General features: G+C 70.0%; 10 protein-coding genes. 7 read left to right on the top strand and 3 right to left on the bottom strand.

Annotated elements, in window-relative coordinates; translation table 11 throughout:
* Positions 1-24: 24 nt before the first annotated feature.
* Positions 25-2,871: a glycoside hydrolase family 3 protein gene (locus tag E0F75_RS02690; protein WP_187620774.1), complete on the bottom strand. Its 2,847-nt coding sequence runs from the start codon at positions 2,869-2,871 to the stop codon at positions 25-27.
* A gap of 338 nt (positions 2,872-3,209) precedes the next feature.
* Between E0F75_RS02690 and E0F75_RS02685 the strand changes: the two genes are divergently transcribed.
* The 7 genes from E0F75_RS02685 to E0F75_RS02655 all read left to right on the top strand — a co-directional run bounded on the left by E0F75_RS02685 (position 3,210) and on the right by E0F75_RS02655 (position 14,147).
* Complete coding sequence (locus E0F75_RS02685; protein ID WP_187620773.1) at positions 3,210-4,874, top strand: extracellular solute-binding protein; 1,665 nt, start codon at positions 3,210-3,212, stop codon at positions 4,872-4,874.
* Complete coding sequence (locus E0F75_RS02680) at positions 4,874-5,926, top strand: sugar ABC transporter permease (protein ID WP_187620772.1); 1,053 nt, start codon at positions 4,874-4,876, stop codon at positions 5,924-5,926. Before E0F75_RS02685 ends, E0F75_RS02680 begins: the two co-directional genes overlap by 1 nt.
* Entirely contained in the window at positions 5,923-6,849 is a 927-nt protein-coding gene (locus E0F75_RS02675; protein WP_187620771.1) for a carbohydrate ABC transporter permease, read from the top strand. The genes E0F75_RS02680 and E0F75_RS02675 overlap by 4 nt, the downstream gene beginning before the upstream one ends.
* A gap of 133 nt (positions 6,850-6,982) precedes the next feature.
* Positions 6,983-9,211 carry a sialidase family protein gene (locus E0F75_RS02670; RefSeq protein WP_187620770.1) on the top strand — a complete coding sequence of 743 codons (2,229 nt, stop codon included), beginning with the start codon at positions 6,983-6,985 and terminating at the stop codon, positions 9,209-9,211.
* Positions 9,211-11,178: a beta-galactosidase gene (locus E0F75_RS02665; protein WP_187620769.1), complete on the top strand. Its 1,968-nt coding sequence runs from the start codon at positions 9,211-9,213 to the stop codon at positions 11,176-11,178. The genes E0F75_RS02670 and E0F75_RS02665 overlap by 1 nt, the downstream gene beginning before the upstream one ends.
* Complete coding sequence (locus tag E0F75_RS02660; protein WP_187620768.1) at positions 11,175-13,391, top strand: glycoside hydrolase N-terminal domain-containing protein; 2,217 nt, start codon at positions 11,175-11,177, stop codon at positions 13,389-13,391. Before E0F75_RS02665 ends, E0F75_RS02660 begins: the two co-directional genes overlap by 4 nt.
* 39 nt (positions 13,392-13,430) lie before the next feature.
* Positions 13,431-14,147, top strand: coding sequence for a hypothetical protein (locus tag E0F75_RS02655; protein WP_187620767.1), 717 nt, complete (start codon positions 13,431-13,433; stop codon positions 14,145-14,147).
* A 70-nt stretch (positions 14,148-14,217) separates the two neighbouring features.
* Here the strand turns inward: E0F75_RS02655 and E0F75_RS02650 are convergent, their stop codons facing one another.
* On the bottom strand, positions 14,218-15,234 hold the full coding sequence (locus E0F75_RS02650; protein ID WP_187620766.1) for a LacI family DNA-binding transcriptional regulator: 1,017 nt from the start codon (positions 15,232-15,234) through the stop codon (positions 14,218-14,220).
* Positions 15,235-15,467: 233 nt separating this feature from the next.
* Positions 15,468-17,234 (bottom strand): cellulase family glycosylhydrolase, encoded by a 1,767-nt coding sequence (locus E0F75_RS02645; RefSeq protein WP_187620765.1) that lies wholly within the window; start codon positions 17,232-17,234, stop codon positions 15,468-15,470.
* Positions 17,235-17,354: the final 120 nt, after the last annotated feature.

Below are 17,354 nucleotides of genomic sequence, written 5' to 3'. Positions count from 1 at the left end.
GTGCGCAGGGGGTCGGTGCGGACCTCAGTCGGAGAACGCGACGCGCGCGAGCCGCACCGGGCCGCGCAGCCCGAGGCGGACGTCGTGCACACCGGCAGCCGCGACGACGGGGGCGCTCACCGTGGTGTAGTCGTAGGGCCCGGCCGAACCCGGGGAGAGCGTGAGCACGGCCAGCACCGGACCGTCACCCAGCGAGAACTCGACCGTGCCCTCACCCGAGGCCTCCACCGTGATCCCGGCGGCACCCTTGCCGAAGTCACCGTCACGGAACACCAGTTCGCCCCTTCGGCCGGCCACAGGGGTGACGGAGTCACCCGACGTCTTCGTGCGGTCCACGATCTCCGTGTCGCTCTGCTCGTCGAAGTCCGCCGCGTCCAGGCCGCCCACCATGACCGGCCGGGGGAGGGACGGCTCGCCGTCGAGGTCGACGGTCTGATCCAGGCGGATGTCCTCGCTGGACCCTCCGACGAGGATCTCGTAGAGGCCCGGTGCCACCCGCTGACGTCCCTGCGCCACGTCCCAGAACGCGAAGGCCGACAGAGGCACCCGGAAGGCGATCTCCGTGACCTCGCCGGGCGCGAGCGTCACGCGCTGGTGCGCGGCCAGTTCCCTGCGGGGCCGCGGCACGGACGACTCCACGGTCCGCGTGTAGAGCTGGGCGACCTCGTCCGCCGTGACCTCACCGGTGTTGGCGACGGTGAAGGACACGTGCAGCGTCCCGTCCTCGACGCGCGTCGTGAGGCCTTCGTAGGAGAAGGACGCGTACGACAGGCCGTGGCCGAACGGGAAGAGAGGCGTGCCCTCGAAGTAGAGGTACGTCTGGCGGCCGCCGATCACGTCGTAGTCGAGGAGGTCGGGCAGGTCGGAGTCGTCGGCGTACCAGGTCTGCGGGAGGCGTCCGGCGGGGGAGACGTCGCCGGCCAGGACCCGGGCAAGGGCGCTGCCGGCCGCCTGGCCGCCATGGGCCGTCCACAGCAGCGCCGGGACCTCCGCGTGATCGACCGCGTACGGGTACGCCGACACCAGCGCCAGCACCGTGTTCGGGTTGGCCGCGCGGGCAGCGCGCAGCAGGCGCTCCTGGTGGGCGGGGAGGGCCAGGGTCGTACGGTCCTCGGTCTCGCGTCCGTTGATGTGCGGATCGTTGCCCGCGACCACCAGGACCACGTCCGCCTGCGAGGCGACCTTGCTCACCGCGTCCTCGCCGCTTTCGACGACGACGATCTCGAAGATCTCGCCGTTCCCGGCGGCAACCTTCAGGCCGTCGGCGGCAACAGAGAGGGGGTGACCCGTACCGATGTGCCGAAGAAGGTGTCCGTTCTCATGTGGTTCCAGGCGGAACGTCTCCTGGACGACCCAGCCGCCGGGCTGGTCGGCGGAGGCTCGGACAAGGCCGTCCTCGGCGACGGAGAGATAGCGGCCGTCGGGGGCGCGCAGGGTCAGCACGCCCTCGCCCCAGTCGACGAGGGAGAACTCGGTGCCGATCGCGTCGTCGGTGGTGAGCGGGGGCAGGTCGGTCCGGCCCGCGAGCAGGGCCGGGTCGAGGGCGCCTTCGGCGCCGCGCACCTCGTCCTCGGCGTCCGCCTCGGGGACATGCAGAAACGTTCCGGCCGAGGTCTTCAGCAGGATCCGGTCCACGCCCTCCGCGAACTGCACGTGCTCCGGGCCGAACCGCTCGGACAGGCCCTCCAGCGGCGTGGAGCGGTGCAGGAACGTGCCGCTGTACCAGTCGCCCTTGCACTCGTCGGCGAGCAGGCCGACCACCGCGAGCCGGGTGCCGGGCGCGAGCGGCAGCAGGTCACCGCTGTTCTTGAGCAGCACGACCGCCTGCTCGGCCGCCTCCTGGGCGAGGGCCCGGTGGGCCGGGGTGTCGAAGTCCGTGGTGAGCGCGTGCGGGTCGTGCTCCGGGTCGAACTCGCCGAGGCGGAAACGGACCGAGAGCTGGCGGCGGACCGCCGCGTCGAGGTCCGACTCGGTCAGCAGGCCCTGCTCCAGGGCGCCACGGAGCCGTCCGGTGATCTTCGAACTGTCGGTGCCGTGGTCGGTGAAGCTGTCGACGCCGGCCAGCAGCGAAGCGGCCGTCGCCTCCTCGTGGGTGTCGAAGTAGTGCTCGGAGTCGACCAGGTTGGAGGGCGCGCCCGCGTCCGAGCAGACCATCAGCTCCTCGTCGGTCCAGGTGCGCAGCTGCTCGCGCAGATACGGCGAGACGTGGTTCGGGCGGCCGTTGACCAGGTTGTACGCCGGCATCACACCGGCCACGGCGCCCGCCTCGACCGTCTCGCGGAAGGCGCGCAGGTCGTATTCGTGCAGGACGCGCGGGCGGACCGAGGAGGACAGGACGTCACGGCCCGTCTCGTTGTTGTGGGCCAGCCAGTGCTTGAGGACGGGCGCGGTGCGCCAGTACGTCGGGTGCTCGCCGCGCAGGCCGTGCGTGTAGGCGGTGGCGATGGCCGAGGTGAGCTTCGGGTCCTCCGAGTAGCCCTCCTCGTTGCGGCCCCACAGAGGGTGGCGCAGCAGGTTCACGGTCGGGGCCCAGACGTTCAGTCCCACGCGGTCGTCGCGGGCGCGCATCGCCCGGACCTCCTTGGACACCGCCTCGCCGACCCGTCGTACGAGATCCGTGTTCCAGGTCGCGCCCAGGCCCACCGCCTGCGGGAAGACGGTGGCCGGACCCATCCACGCCACGCCGTGCAGGGCCTCCTGGCCGGTGCGGAAGGCGGCGACGCCGAGCCGCTCCACGGCCGGCGCGAACTGGTGCAGGAAGTCGATCTTCTCATCGAGGGTGAGCCGCGACAGAAGGTCGTCGATGCGCTTCGCGAAAGGCAGCTGCGGATCGCGGAAAGGCGGCGGCGTGTGCGGAGTGTGTGCGGACACCTGGGATCTCCTAGAAATGGCGCATCAAGTACTTTCGAAGCGCTTCGATGCTCGTCAGACATCAGGGTGAGTGTCAAGGGGCATGTCAAGGGGCACCACCGTTCCATGAAGCAGCGGGCGTGGAAAGGCCCTTACGGCAAGACCTCGGAGGAATCTTGGAACCGACTCTTGTGCGTCCATGAGCCTTCACTTAACCTCGCAGCAACATCGAAGCGCTTCGACTGCAATACGCACAGCAGTGGTCGGATGTCCGCTTTCAGCTCAGCCAGTTCCAGTCATGACACCGCAGCCGACGGCCCACCGCCGGGTGTCCAGCTGCGCCACGAAGGGTTGACGCAATGACGCCGAATGTCGCCTCCTCCGGACCGAGCCGGAGAAGTTTTCTCGCCACCACGGCAATCGCCACCGCGGCAGTGGCCGGGGGGATCCCCCTGCTCACCTCCTGCAGCGGCGGTTCGGAAGGCGATTCGCGAGAGGGTGCCACGACGGGCAAGGCCGCCGACAAGCTGCTCCCCACATACGTGGCCAGCACGGTCGCCAAGCCGGACGTTCCGTCGAAGAACGGCTCCTCGGCCGGCTACACCGGCAAGCTCGAGCTTGCGGCCCTCGTCACCGCGGTCCCGCAGAAGCTCGGCACCGGCGCCCCCCTCAAGGTCATGTCCCCGCTCTGGGGCACCCCGCCGAAGCCCGGATGCGACTACTACAAGGCGGTCGACGCTGCTGCGGGCACCGCGGTCACCTGGCAGAACCAGGACGGCAACACCTACGCGCAGAAGCTCGGAGCCGTCCTGGCCTCCAGCTCCATACCCGACCTGGTGGTCGTGCCCAACTGGATCCTCGACGGCAAGATCGCGAACGCGGTCACCGCGAAGTTCATGGACCTCGGCCCCTACCTGCAGGGCGACAAGGCCAAGAAGTACCCGAACCTGGCCGCGATCCCGTCCGATTCCTGGCGCATGGGCATCTTCGGCGGGGCGCTGCGCGGCATTCCGATGCCCTCCGCCCCCGCGAGCATGATCACGCCGTATTACCGCAAGGACATCTTCGACGCGAAGGGGTACTCCGTACCCAAGTCGGCCGATGAGTTCCTCAGCTGGGCCAAGGACGCCACCAGCGCCAAGGCCAAGGTGTGGGCCTGCGGTGACCTGTCCTGGATCTCGGGGTCCATCTTCGGTGCCGCCCCCGACTGGAACATCGACGACGACGGCAAGCTGCGGTACGGCATCGAGCGGCCCGAATACCTCGAAGCCCTGGAGTGGACCCGCAAGTTGTTCGACGCCGGTGTGGTCCACCCCGACGACAGGGCGCGCTCCGGCGACGCGGGCCAGCGCTTCACCTCCGGACAGATCCTCACCTGGGTCAGCGACTCCTCCGCCTGGTACGTGAAGACCGCCGAACAGGCCGCGGCCAACCCGGACTTCAAGATCGAGGCCATGGACATCTTCGGTGCCGACGGCGGCAACCCGACGCTGTACGCGTCCTCGCCCGCCAACATCTGGTCGATGATCCGCAAGGGCGCCTCGAAGGAGACCGTGGAGAACGCCCTCGCCGCGGCCGACTTCGCGGCAGCGCCCTACGGCACCAAGGAGCGGATGCTCGTCGACTACGGCGTCGAGGGCACCCACTACACGGTCAAGGACGGCGTGCCGGTCAAGAGCGACCAGGGCAACTCCGAAGTGATCAACGCCTGGGGGATGCTGGCGGCCCCGGCTCCCTACTTCGCGCACCCCGACTTCCCCGACGTCGCCCGCAAGCAGGCCGAGTACCAGCAGCGGATGGGTGCCTTCATGAAGAAGGGGTCCACCTACGGTATGAAGGTCATCGAGCCCTCCCGCTACGCCAACCTCCGCAGCCAGCACGAGCAGCTGCAGATCGACTACGTCCGGGGCAACAAGAAGATGTCCGACGTGCAGGCCGCCATCTCCACCTGGCGGTCCTCCGGCGGAGACAAGCTGCGCGACTGGTACAAGGAGCTTCTCGACAAGAACGGCAGTGGCAACTGATGTCCGTCACGACCGGGAGCAAGCCCGACGGGACGCATCTCGCCGGGGCCGTCGAGGAGGGGACGGTCGAGGTCGCCGCCGCGCGAGCGAAGGCGCGGGCGCCGCGCAGGGCCGAGAAGGTCGGCAAGGTGCCGTTCCGGATCCGGCTGCGCCGTGACCGCACGCTCATCCTGATGACCTTGCCCGTCATCGTCCTGCTCCTGCTCTTCCACTATGTTCCGCTGCTCGGCAACGTCGTCGCGTTCCAGGAGTACGACCCGTACGTCTCCGACAACGGCATCACGGCGATCTTCCACAGCCCGTGGGTCGGTGTCGAGCAGTTCCAGCGGATGGTCGAAGACCCGCTGTTCTGGAGTGCAACGAAGAACACCCTCGTTCTGTTCGTGCTCCAACTGGTGCTGTTCTTCCCGGTCCCCATCGCTCTCGCCCTGGTCATCAACAGTGTGATCCGGCCCCGGGTGCGGGCCGTCGCGCAGGCGATCATGTATCTGCCGCACTTCTTCTCCTGGGTCCTCGTGATCACCGTCTTCCAGCAGATGTTCGGCGGCGCGGGCCTCATCGCCCAGACCCTGGAGGACCACGGGTGGAGCGGCTTCGACCTGATGACCAACGCGGACCTCTTCAAGTATCTGGTCACCGCGCAGGCCGTGTGGAAGGACGCCGGCTGGGGGATCATCGTCTTCCTCGCGGCCCTGTCCGCCGTCAGCACCGATCTCTACGAGGCCGCCGCCATGGACGGCGCGGGGCGCTGGCGACGCATGTGGCACGTGACGCTGCCGGCGCTGCGCCCGGTGATCGCGCTGCTGCTCGTGCTGCGGGTCGGTGACGCGCTGAGCGTCGGGTTCGAGCAGTACCTGCTCCAGCGGGACGCGGTCGGCGCCGGGGCCAGCGAGGTCCTCGACACATACGTGTGGAACGTGGGTCTCCAGAACGGCGACTTCAGCTATGCGGCCGCCGTCGGCCTGGCCAAGGGACTCATCGGTGTCGGTCTCGTCCTGGGTGCGAACAAGTTCGCTCACCTGCTGGGCGAGCAGGGGGTGTACAAGAAGTGAGCCTGAACACGCAACTCGTCCGCAGCCTCAAGGCTCCCCCTCGCCCTGTGTGGGAGGAGCCGCCGAGCAAGGCCGGAATCACCGCCAAGAGCGGCTTCCTCCTGCTCTGCTGCCTGGCCGTGCTCGGTCCGCTGTGGATCGTGATCGTCACCAGCCTCTCTCCCAAACCCGTGATCGACCGGGTCGGCGGCCTCGTCGTGATTCCTCAGGGCATCACCTTCGTCAACTACACCGAACTGCTCGGCGGTGGCCAGGTCAGCCGGGCGATCATGGTCTCGGTCGGTGTCACGCTCTTCGGCACGCTGTTCTCGATGGCGGTGTCGGTGCTCGCGGCCTACGGGCTGTCCCGGTCGGGCAGTCTGGGCCAGCGGTTCTTCCTGATGTTCATCATGGCGACCATGTTCTTCGGGGCCGGGCTCATTCCGACGTACCTTCTGGTGCAGTCGCTTGGCCTCACCGACTCCTATCTGTCGCTGGTCCTGCCGAGCGCGGTGAGCATCTTCAACATCCTCGTCCTGCGGGCCTTCTTCATGGGGATCTCACCCGAGCTCACCGAGTCCGCCCGCATCGACGGGGCCAGTGATCTGCGCATCCTGCTGACCATCATCATGCCGCTGTCGCGCGCGGTGCTGGCCGTCATCTCGCTGTTCTACGCGGTGGGCTACTGGAGTGCCTGGTTCAACGCCTCCATCTACCTGACCGACCAGGAGATGATGCCGCTGCAGAACGTGCTCATCCAACTGGTCCAGAAGAACACCGAGGCGCCGACCGGCCTCCAGCAGGCGGTCCGCACCGGTGAACTCTCCGCCCTGGGGCTGCAGATGGCCGTCATGGTCCTCGCCCTGATCCCCGTCGCGGTCGCCTCCCCCTTCGTCCAGCGGCACTTCAAGAAGGGCATGCTCACCGGCGCCATCAAGGGCTGACGCCCGTGGGTCCGGGTCCCGCCGCCGTGCCGTCCGTCGTATGCCCTCCGCGGCTCCGGCCGGCTGGTCGCGCGGGGCCCCCGCGCCCTTGATCCCAGCTCGACTTCCCCCTTCGTAACGACCGAGGTATGTCATGAGCACGTTCCATCTCAGCCGACGCTCCGTTCTCGCCGGTTCCGCCGTCGTCGCCGCCGTCTCCTTGCCGGCGGTTTCGGGGCAGGCTCGGGCCGCCGTCCCCGCGGCTCCCGCGGCCGCCGCGAAGAGCGGCTACCGATGGCGCAACGCCGTCATGGGCGGCACCGGGTTCATCACCGGGGTGCTGTTCCACCCGTCGGTGCGAGGGCTCGCCTACGCGCGGACCGACATCGGGGGCGCCTACCGCTGGGAAGACCGGACCGACCGGTGGATCCCGCTGACCGACCACCTCGGCTGGGACGACTCGAACCTGCTCGGGGTCGAGGCCATGGCCCTCGACCCCGCCCACCCCGACCGGGTCTGGCTCGCCCTCGGCACCTACACCCAGTCCTGGGCCGGCAACGGAGCAGTGCTGCGTTCCGAGGACCGGGGAGCCACCTGGAAGCGCACCGACCTCACCGTGAAGCTCGGCGCCAACGAGGACGGACGGGGCTGCGGTGAACGACTCCTCGTCGACCCACGGAACAGCGACACCCTGTGGCTCGGCACCCGGCACGACGGGCTGCTCAGGTCGACCGACCGCGGCGCGACCTGGACGGCCGTGAGCTTCCCGGCCACCCCGAGCGCCACCGGCCAGGGCATCACCCTCCTCGTCGCCGCGGGCCGCGGCGTCTATGCCGGCTGGGGCGACTCCGACGGCACCGCGGGCAGCCCGAACCTGTACCGCACGTCCGACGGGAAGACCTGGGAGCCCGTCCCCGGGCAGCCCGCCGGTGGCGCCGCCAAGGTGCCGATCCGTGCCGCGTACGACCACCGCGCCCGCGAGCTCTACCTGACGTACGCCAACGCCCCCGGCCCCAACGGGCAGTCGGACGGCAGCGTGCACAAGCTGCGGACGACGGACGGGAAGTGGACCGAGGTCACCCCCGTGAAGCCCGGCGGCACGACGAGCGAGGGCGGGACAGACGCCTTCGGCTACGGCGGTGTCGCCGTCGACGCCGGCCGGGCCGGGACGCTCGTCGTGTCCACCAACAACCGCTGGGCCGAGACCGACACCGTCTTCCGCTCCACCGACGGCGGCCACACCTGGAAGTCCTTGAAGGACGAGGCCGTCCTCGACGTCTCCGAGACCCCCTACCTCACATGGGGCAAGGACAAGCCCAAGTTCGGCTGGTGGATCCAGGCCGTCGGCCTCGACCCGTACGACTCGCAGCACGTCGTCCACGGCACCGGCGCCACCCTCTACAGCACACGCGACCTCAAGCATTGGGCCCCGCAGATCCGCGGTCTCGAGGAGGCGTCCGTGGTGCAGCTCCTGTCGCCTCCGACGGGAGAGGCCCATCTGATCAGCGGGTCGCGGGACATCGGCGTGCTCTACCACGAGCGACTGACCGCCTCGCCGTCGCGCGGCCTGGCCACGAACCCCGTGTTCGGGTCCTCCACCGGACTCGCCCAGGCCGCGGCCAAGCCCTCGTACGTCGTGCGCACCGGCTCCGGCGACAACGGCAACGGCGCCTGGTCGAACGACGGCGGAAAGACCTGGGCGCCCTTCGAGGCACAGCCCGCCGCCGCCGAGGACGCGCCCGGCCTGATCGTCAGCAACGCCGACGGCAGCGTGCTGCTGTGGGCCCTCGCGCACTGGGACGGCACCCTGCACCCGGCGCACCGCTCCGCGGACAACGGCGCCACCTGGTCCGAGGTCACCTCCCTCCCGAAGGGCGCCGTCCTGGTCGCGGACCCCGTGGACCCGGCGCGCTTCTACGCCTTCGACACGACCGCCGGCACGCTCCACGCCAGCACCGACGGCGGCCTGACCTTCACCGCCCGGGCCACCGGCCTGAGCTCCGGTGACGCCGGGTTCCAGCTGGCCGCCGCCCCAGGACGCTCCGGTGACCTGTGGCTCAGCGCCAAGGCGAACGGGCTCTACCGCTCCACCGACGGCGGCGCCGCCTTCACCAGGGTCGGCAGCTGCCGGGCCTCGCACACCCTGGGCTTCGGCAAGGCCGCCGAGGGCGCCTCCTACCCGGCGATCTACATGGTCGGCGGGATCGAGGACTTCACCGCCGTCCACCGCTCCGACGACGAGGCCAGGACCTGGACACGGATCAACGACGACCAGCACCAGTGGGGCTGGACCGGCACGGCCGTCACCGGCGATCCACGCGTCCACGGCCGGGTCTACCTCGCCACCAACGGGCGCGGCGTGCAGTACGGGGAGCCCGTCTGATGCCCGGCCTGAGCGACGCGACACGAGGCCGCCTGATCTTCGGCGGCGACTACAACCCGGAGCAGTGGCCCGAGGAGACCTGGCACGAGGACGTACGCCTGATGAAGGCGGCCGGGGTCAACTCGGTCACCCTCGGTGTCTTCTCCTGGTCGATGCTGGAACCGGAACCGGGAGCAAGGGAGTTCGGCCGGCTGGACACGCTGATGGACCTGATGCACGCGAACGGCATCGGCGTCGTCCTCGCCACCCCCACCTCCTCGCCCCCGCCCTGGATGGGCCGGCTCCACCCCGACACCCTGCCCGTCACCGAGGACGGCCGCACCGAGTGGTGGGGCGGCCGGCAGCACTTCGCGCACTCCAGCGCCACCTACCGGCGCTATGCCGCCGCCATCACCGAGGACCTCGCCGCACGCTACGGCGACCACCCGGCCCTGACGATGTGGCACATCAACAACGAGTACTGCACCTTCGACTACGGCGACGAGGCCGCGGCCGCCTTCCGCCGCTGGCTGCGCGAGAGGTACGGCACCCTCGACGCCCTCAACGAGACCTGGGGCACCGCCTTCTGGAGCCAGGGCTACGACACCTGGGACGGCATCCTGCCGCCGCGCCTGCCGCACTACATGCGCAACCCCGGCCAGGTCCTGGACTTCCGGCGCTTCACCTCCGACATGCTCCTGGAGTGCTACGTCGCGGAGCGGGACATCGTCCGCCGCCACACCCCGCACCTGCCGGTCACCAGCAACTTCATGCCGCTGTGGATCGGCCAGGACGCCTGGCGCTGGGCGGCGGAGGAGGACGTCGTGTCCGTCGACATCTACCCCGACCCGCGCGACCCGCTGGGCGCCCAGAGCGGCGCCCTCGTCCAGGACATGACCCGCTCCCAGGCACGCGGGCCGTGGATGCTCATGGAACAGGCGGCCGGGCCCGTCAACTGGCGGGGCGTGAACCACCCCAAGCCCCGCGGCCTCAACCGGCTCTGGTCCCTCCAGGCGGTGGCCCGGGGCGCGGACGCCGTCTGCTACTTCCAGTGGCGGCAGTCCCGCCAGGGCGCGGAGAAGTTCCACTCCGGCATGGTCAGCCACGCCGGTGAGGAGGGCCGGACCTATCAGGAGGTCAAGCGGCTCGGCGCGGAGCTCGAGCGGATCGGTGCCGAGGTGACCGGCCGGAACATCACCGCGGACATCGTGGTCCTGCACGACTGGCACGCCTGGTGGGCCGGCGCCCAGGACGGCCGCCTGTCGAACCGGGCGGAGTACCCGGACGTGCTGGGCGCCTGGCACCGAGCCCTCTGGCAGGAGCACCTCACCACCGACTTCGCCCACCCCGAGCACGACCTGACGCCGTACTCCGTGGTCGTCGTGCCGCAGCTGTACGCGCTCACCGACACGGCGATCGACAACCTCCTCGCCCACGTCGGCAGGGGCGGCACCCTCGTCTGCGGCTTCCAGACCGGCGTCGCCGACGAGGACGACCGGGTGCGCCCCGGCGGCATGGACACCCGGCTGCGCGATCTGTTCGGCATCCGTACCCTGCACGAGTGGTGGCCCCTGGACGAGGGGGAGACCGTCACCTGTGAGGGCTTCCGGGGAACCCTGTGGTCCGAGGAACTGGAGGCCGACGGCACCGCCGACGAGACCGTGCCGTACAAGGGCGGTGAACTCGACGGACTGCCCGCCGTCCTGCGCAAGGGCCGGGCCTGGTACGTCTCCACGCTCCCGGAGCCGGAGGGGCTGCGCGACCTGCTGGCCCGGATCACCTCAGGCGCGGGCGTCCGGCCGGTGCTCGACGGCCTCCCCGAGCAGGTCGAGGCCGTCCGCAGGGGCGAAGCGCTGTTCGTGCTCAACCACGGCCGCGAGCAGGTGACCGTCGAGGTCCCCGGCACCCACACCGACCTGCTCACGGGGACGGCCGTCACCGATCGGGTGACCCTCGGCCGCTACGACGTGGCGGTGCTGCGGCCATGAATCGAACACCGGTCCACGGAACCTGGGAGCCCCAGCCGGCCGCCCGCTGGGAGGACGCCTTCCTCAGCGGCAACGGCCACCACGGCACCCTCGTGTTCGGCGATCCGAACGACGATCGTGTCATCGTCACACACCACACCCTGGTGCGCCCCAACGGCAGCGACACCCGGCCCCCGCGGCTCGCCGCCGAGCTCCCCGCCCTCCAGGACCGCCTCCTGGCGGGCGACCGCACCGCCGCGGAGAACTTCACCGACGGCCGTCCGCTCCAGTGGGTTCGGCCCTTCCATCCCGCCTTCCAGATCCGGCTGCACCGGCCGTCCAGGAAGGGGCAGCTCAGGAAAGGGCCGTCCAGGAAGGGGCAGGGCTACCGCCGGTCCGTCGACTTCGCCACGGGCGTCGTCCGGGCGGAGCGCGCCGACTGGACCAGCCAGGTCTTCGTCTCCCGCGCCGACGACGTGATCGTCCAGCAGGTGACGGCGCCCGGCCTCACCCTCGACGTCTCCCTCGACCACCGTCTCCCCGGTGCTCCCGCCGGGCTGGCCGTCGGCCACGGCGCCGTCCTCACCCCCGAGGGCGCCCTGCTCAGCCTGCGCGCCCGCTACCCCGAGGGCGATCGTGCCTTCACCGGAGTCACGCTGATCGTCGTCACCGGCGGCACGACGGCCCTCGCCCCTCCGGGCGCGCACATCGAGGGAGCCCGGTCCGTCCTGCTCCTCACCAAGGTCAGGCGGCACACCGGCGAACTCGACGTGACCGAGGAGGGCCGCGCGCTGCGCGAGCTGGCCACGGAGTACGACCAGCTCCTCGACCGCCATGTCTCCCTCCACCGCACCGCGTACGAGCGTGTCACCCTCGACCTCGCCGCCGCCCCGGCCGAACGGGCGCTGCCCGGCTCCGAGCTGCTGAAGCGCCCGCGTGACCCCGCCCTCCTGGAGCGGCTGTTCGCGGCCGGCCGCTACCACCTGCTGTCCGCCAGCGGCCTCTTCCCGCCCCGGCTCACCGGACTGTGGACCGGCGACTGGAACACGGCCTGGTCGGGGGCGTTCACCAACGACGCCAACCTCAACCTCCAGACCGCCTCCGCCCCGGCCGCCGCACTTCCCGAGGTCACCGAGGCCCACGCGGCGCTGATCCGGCGTCAGCTGCCCGACTGGCGCGACAACGCCCGCGTGATCTTCGGGACGCGGGGAGTGGTCGCCCCCGGTCACACCGACGGCGAGTCGGGCCACTCGTACCACTTCAACCGCGAGTACCCCCTGCACCTGTGGACCGCCGGCGCCGACTGGCTGCTCAAACCGCTCGTCGACCACGACGAGACCCGGGGCGGCCGCGACCCGCACACCGCTGCCGCCCTCGCCGAAGTCGCCCGCTTCTACGAGGACTTCCTCACCCGGACCGACGACGACGGCCAGGTGGTCGTCGTCCCCTCCTACTCGCCCGAGAACCGTCCGGCGAATGCGAGCTGGGGCACGATCAACGCGGCCATGGACCTGTCGGCGGCCCGGCACGCGCTGCTCACGGCCGCCGACTACCACCCGGAGCACGCCGGCCGCTGGCGCGCGCTCGCCGACCGGCTCCCGCCGCACCGGATCAACGACGACGGTGCCCTGGCCGAATGGGCCTGGCCCGGCCTGCAGGACTCCTACGACCACCGCCACCTCAGCCATCTGTACGGCGCCTGGCCGCTCGACGAGATCACCCCCTACGACACCCCCGACCTCGCCGCGGCCGCCCACCGCGCCCTCGAACTGCGCGGCGCCGAGAACGACTCCGCGCACGGCCACCTCCACCACGCGCTCATCGCGGCCCGGCTCCGGGACGGCGAACGCGTCGCCCACGCCCTCGGCCAGGTCCTGGACGGCGACTTCTTCCACGCCTCCCTGATGAGCGCCCACTACCCGAACCGCCACGTCTACAACGCCGACGCCGCGCACACCCTGCCCGGCGCACTGATCGAGACGCTTCTCCAGTCGACTCCCCACCGACTGGTCCTCCTGCCCGCGCTGCCGCCCGCTCTCCCGGCGGGCCGGCTCACGGGCGTACGCACGCGGTTCGGAGCCGAGGTCGAACTGACCTGGGCGCCGGGCCGGGCGACGGCGGTTCTGAAGCCGACTCGCACGGTCCGCATCGAACTCAGGACTTCTTCCGGTGACGCGCAGCCGATCGATCTCGTCGCCGGAGAGGACCACGTCCTCAGCATGGAGGCGTGGTAGCCCCCCCCCCACAATTCCCCACCCATGGAAGGGACACCCATGGCCACGAGCACGATTCGCAAGATCACGATGGCGGTGCTGGCGCCGGCGATGGCTCTCGGTGCCACCGTCGGTCTCGCCGCCGCCCCCGCTTCGGCGGCACTCTGGAACACCTGCGACCAGTGGGGCAGCACCAGCCTCGACGGCTACACGCTCTACAACAACATCTGGGGCTCCGGCGCGGGCAGCCAGTGCACCTGGGCCAACTCCGGTACCGGCTGGGGCGTCTGGGCCGACCACCCCAACACCGGCGGCATCAAGTCGTACCCCAACTCGACGAAGTCGATCAACAAGACGATCGACTCGCTCGCCCGGCTCACCAGCAGCTACAACGTCAGTGTCCCGTCGTCCGGCGCGTACAACACGTCGTACGACATCTGGGACACCGACCATCAGTACGAGATCATGCTCTGGGTCAACGACAACGGTGCCGTGGGTCCGATCGGCACCTGGCAGGCCAACGTCACGCTCGGCGGCCACAGCTGGAACGTCTACAAGGGCACCAACGGGTCGAACCAGGTGTTCTCGTTCCTGCGGACGTCCGACTCCGGCTCCGGCACCGTGGACATCAAGCCGATTCTCAACTGGATCGCCTACACCAAGGGCTGGATGCCGGGCAGCGAGACCATCGGTGACGTCCAGTTCGGCTATGAGATCACCTCGTCGGCCGGCGGACTCGACTTCAACACCCACAGTCTGACCGTCAACGGCGGCTGATTCGACACCAGGGCCGAGGTCGGTCCGCGTCCCTCTCGGGCGCGGTCGGCCTCGGCCCGCGGTGCGTTGCTCAGGCGACGGTCGAGGGCGCCGACCCCGTGCTCGTGCGCACCGTCAACTCGGGTGCGATGAGCACCACTTCGTCCGTCCCGCGGCCTTCGAGCTTGGCGACCAGTCGCTGCACCGCCTGTCGGCCCATCTCCTGTGCGGGGATGGAGACCGACGTCAGTCGCACCGAGGCCTGGACGGCCACCTGGTCCGGGCAGACCGCGACCACCGACACGTCCTCGGGCACGGCGCGGCCCTGCTGGCGCAGCAGGGCGAGCAGGGGCTCGACCGCCTGCTCGTTCTGCACGACGAACCCCGTGGTGCCCGGGCGCTCGTCGAGGATGCGGGCGAGGGTGCCGGCCGTCGCGTCGTAGCCGCCCTCGCACGGCCGGTGCAGCACGCTGATGCCCAGCTCCGCCGCTCGGGACCGAAGTCCGTAGAGCGTCCGCTCGGCGAAGCCGGTGTGCCGTTCGTAGACCGCGGGGGCCTCGCCGATGACGGCGATGTCGCGGTGGCCGAGCGTCGCCAGATGCTCGACGCACAGCGCGCCCGTCGCCTTGAAGTCGAGGTCGACACAGGTCAGTTCCGAGGTGTCGGCGGGCAGTCCGATCAGTACGGCCGGCAGGTCGGTGCCACGCAGCAACGGCAGCCGCTCGTCGTCGAGTTCGACGTCCATCAGGATCATCGCGTCGGCGAGACCACTGCCGGTGACACGGCGGACGGCGTCGGGACCCTCCTCGCCGGTCAGCAGCAGCACGTCGTACCCGTGGGTCCGGGCCGTCGTGGCGACCGCGACGGCGATCTCCATCATCACCGGCACGTACATGTCGGTGCGCAGCGGAATCATCAGCGCGATGACGTTCGACCTGTTGCTGGCCAGGGCCCGCGCGCCCGCGTTCGGGTGGTATCCCAGCTCGTGGATGCTCTGCTCGACCCGCAGCCGGGTGGTCGCGGAGATGGACCGCTTGCCGCTGAGCACGTAGCTGACCGTGCTGGCCGACACTCCGGCGTGCCGGGCGACCTCGGCGAGGGTTACCATCCAGCTCTCCCAGCCTTGTGAAGCGCTTCGACAATGCGTGCGGATCATGTTTGCAGGAAATGCATGCCGACCCTAGCTCCATCCAGAGCGCGTGTCCATGGTACGTCGATGCGCTTCGATCCGCTTCGATGGGCTTCTGGGCTTCTGGGCTTCTGTGCTTCTGGAGCGGCGCGCGGAGACGACAGTGCCCTGGTCGCCCGGTGAGGTGGGCGACCAGGGCGAGGGCCGACCGGTCAGGATTCCTTGACGGCCGTACCGGTGACCGAGTCGCCGGACTTCGTCACCTTGTACTTCACCTTGGCGCCGCTGTGGAAGTGGAAGGTCAGCGTGGCCGGATCGCCGTCACGCAGTGCCTTCAGGTACGCGGTGGTGAGGATGATCGTGCCGTTCCGGAAGTCCGGCCGGAAGGACTGGTTGAACTCCTGGTACGGAGTCCAGCCGGTCTGGCCGGCGTTGGTGCCGTCGGAGTACGTGGACTCCATCGTCGCCAGGTCGTCTCCCAGGTACTTCGTGGGAACGGCGAACTGCTCGGCCGTGCCCGTGGCGTCCGACAGCACCGGGGTGTCGTACGTGACCACGTCGATCTGCCAGGGCAGCCCCTTGGAGAACCGGGCCTGGAGCGTCGCGTCGACCCCGTGGGCGCGATCGCCGGCCAGCCGGGTCAGGGCCGGTGCCGTGAGGGTGAGCCGATTCTCGAAGACGGTGTAGTCCCGGCCCTCGGCCAGCTTGGTGTCGCCGTGCCACAGCCCCCGGAACTTGGTGCCGTTCGGGTTCAGGGTGAGCGACTGGGGCGTGATCCGGCTCGACTTGGCCAGGTAGACCCTGTCGAAGGAGGCGGTTCCCGAGCGGGTGGTCCAGCTCGACTTGATCCAGGCGAAGAGGGCGGGGTCGCGCCACTTCAGGGTCGCGCGGTTCAGGTACGCGAAGCCGGGGTCCCACAGGGCGGTGGTGGCACCCGCGGCGCGTGCCAGGTGTCCGACGTGCTCGTAGTACTTCAGCGCCTCGCCCCGCTCGATGCGGGAGGGGTGGTTGTCGTCCGGGTACGCGAGCAGACCGTACTCGCCGAGGTAGACGGGGATGCCCCTGGCGACGAAGGTGTGGTGAATGCGGGCGAAGACGTCCTCCGCGTCGTTGCGGGCGTTGTCGTCGTACCGGGTGCCGCCCGCGATGTTCACGCTGAACGGGAAGTAGCTGTAGTAGTGCACGGTGGCGACCAGGTTGCTGTCGCGCAGCGCCGTGATCGTGGCGTACAGGTCGTCCATCAGGTCCTGGGACGGGGTGCCGACCTGTGTGGTCAGGACGAGCAGGCGAGTCTTGTTCCCGCCGCCCGAAGCGCGGACGACCTTCTGGAACGAGGTGTTCAACTCGTCCATGAACTGCGTCTTCTGCGCGGCCGTGGCGTTGCTGAAGTTCGGTTCGTTGACGCCTTCGAAGAGCAGCGTGCGCGGCTCGTTCCGGAACGTCGCGGAGATCTGGGTCCACAGGGCGTCGAAGCGGGCGACCACGTTGTCGTGGTCGGTGGCGATCTTCTCGATCCACTGCCATGAGTCGTGGTGGACGTTGAGCACGACGTAGAGGTTCTCGGCCAGCGCCCAGTCGACCACGTCCTTGACGCGGCTCATGTACGCGGCGTCGACGCTGTACGGCGCGGTGGTGGACTGGTGGTCATGCCAGGACACCGGGATGCGGACGCTGCGGAAGCCCTCCGCCCGGATGGTCTTGAACAGTTCCCTGGTGGCCTTGGGGTTGCCCCAGGACGTCTCGTCCGGAATCGCGTCCAGGGTGTTGCCCAGGTTCCAGCTGGGCTGCATCGCGGCGACGGCGTCCAGGGCGCGGGCCGGAACCTTGACCGTGACGCGTGCCTGCTGTGCCGTGCCGCCGGGCGCGGCGATCGCGGTGCTGCCGGCCAGCCCCAGGACGACGAGCAGCGCCATCAGCAGGCCGGCCAGGCGTCCGGGACCGCGGTTGCGGTGACGCGCGGCTGGTCGTATGTCCTTCATGTGTCATGCCTTTCGGTGGGTCGTACGGGTGATCCGGTCCGTGGCCGGCAGCGGCAGGACGCCGTCGCCGGCCACACCTGCCGCCGCAGGTTCGTCGGGTGAGGTGTGTGGTGCCGTTCT

The sequence above is a fragment of the Streptomyces sp. CB02980 genome (assembly GCF_014451325.2).
GTDB lineage: Bacteria > Actinomycetota > Actinomycetes > Streptomycetales > Streptomycetaceae > Streptomyces.
This window is presented reverse-complemented; position numbering and strand designations above follow the sequence as displayed.

What these genes read in the sequence shown, in the direction of transcription:
- E0F75_RS02650 (WP_187620766.1), bottom strand. Translation starts at nt 15,234, where the DNA reads ATGGTAACCCTCGCCGAGGTCGCCCGGCACGCCGGAGTGTCGGCCAGC.
- E0F75_RS02670 (WP_187620770.1), top strand. Translation starts at nt 6,983, where the DNA reads ATGAGCACGTTCCATCTCAGCCGACGCTCCGTTCTCGCCGGTTCCGCC.
- E0F75_RS02685 (WP_187620773.1), top strand. Translation starts at nt 3,210, where the DNA reads ATGACGCCGAATGTCGCCTCCTCCGGACCGAGCCGGAGAAGTTTTCTC.
- E0F75_RS02665 (WP_187620769.1), top strand. Translation starts at nt 9,211, where the DNA reads ATGCCCGGCCTGAGCGACGCGACACGAGGCCGCCTGATCTTCGGCGGC.
- E0F75_RS02680 (WP_187620772.1), top strand. Translation starts at nt 4,874, where the DNA reads ATGTCCGTCACGACCGGGAGCAAGCCCGACGGGACGCATCTCGCCGGG.
- E0F75_RS02660 (WP_187620768.1), top strand. Translation starts at nt 11,175, where the DNA reads ATGAATCGAACACCGGTCCACGGAACCTGGGAGCCCCAGCCGGCCGCC.
- E0F75_RS02655 (WP_187620767.1), top strand. Translation starts at nt 13,431, where the DNA reads ATGGCCACGAGCACGATTCGCAAGATCACGATGGCGGTGCTGGCGCCG.
- E0F75_RS02645 (WP_187620765.1), bottom strand. Translation starts at nt 17,234, where the DNA reads ATGAAGGACATACGACCAGCCGCGCGTCACCGCAACCGCGGTCCCGGA.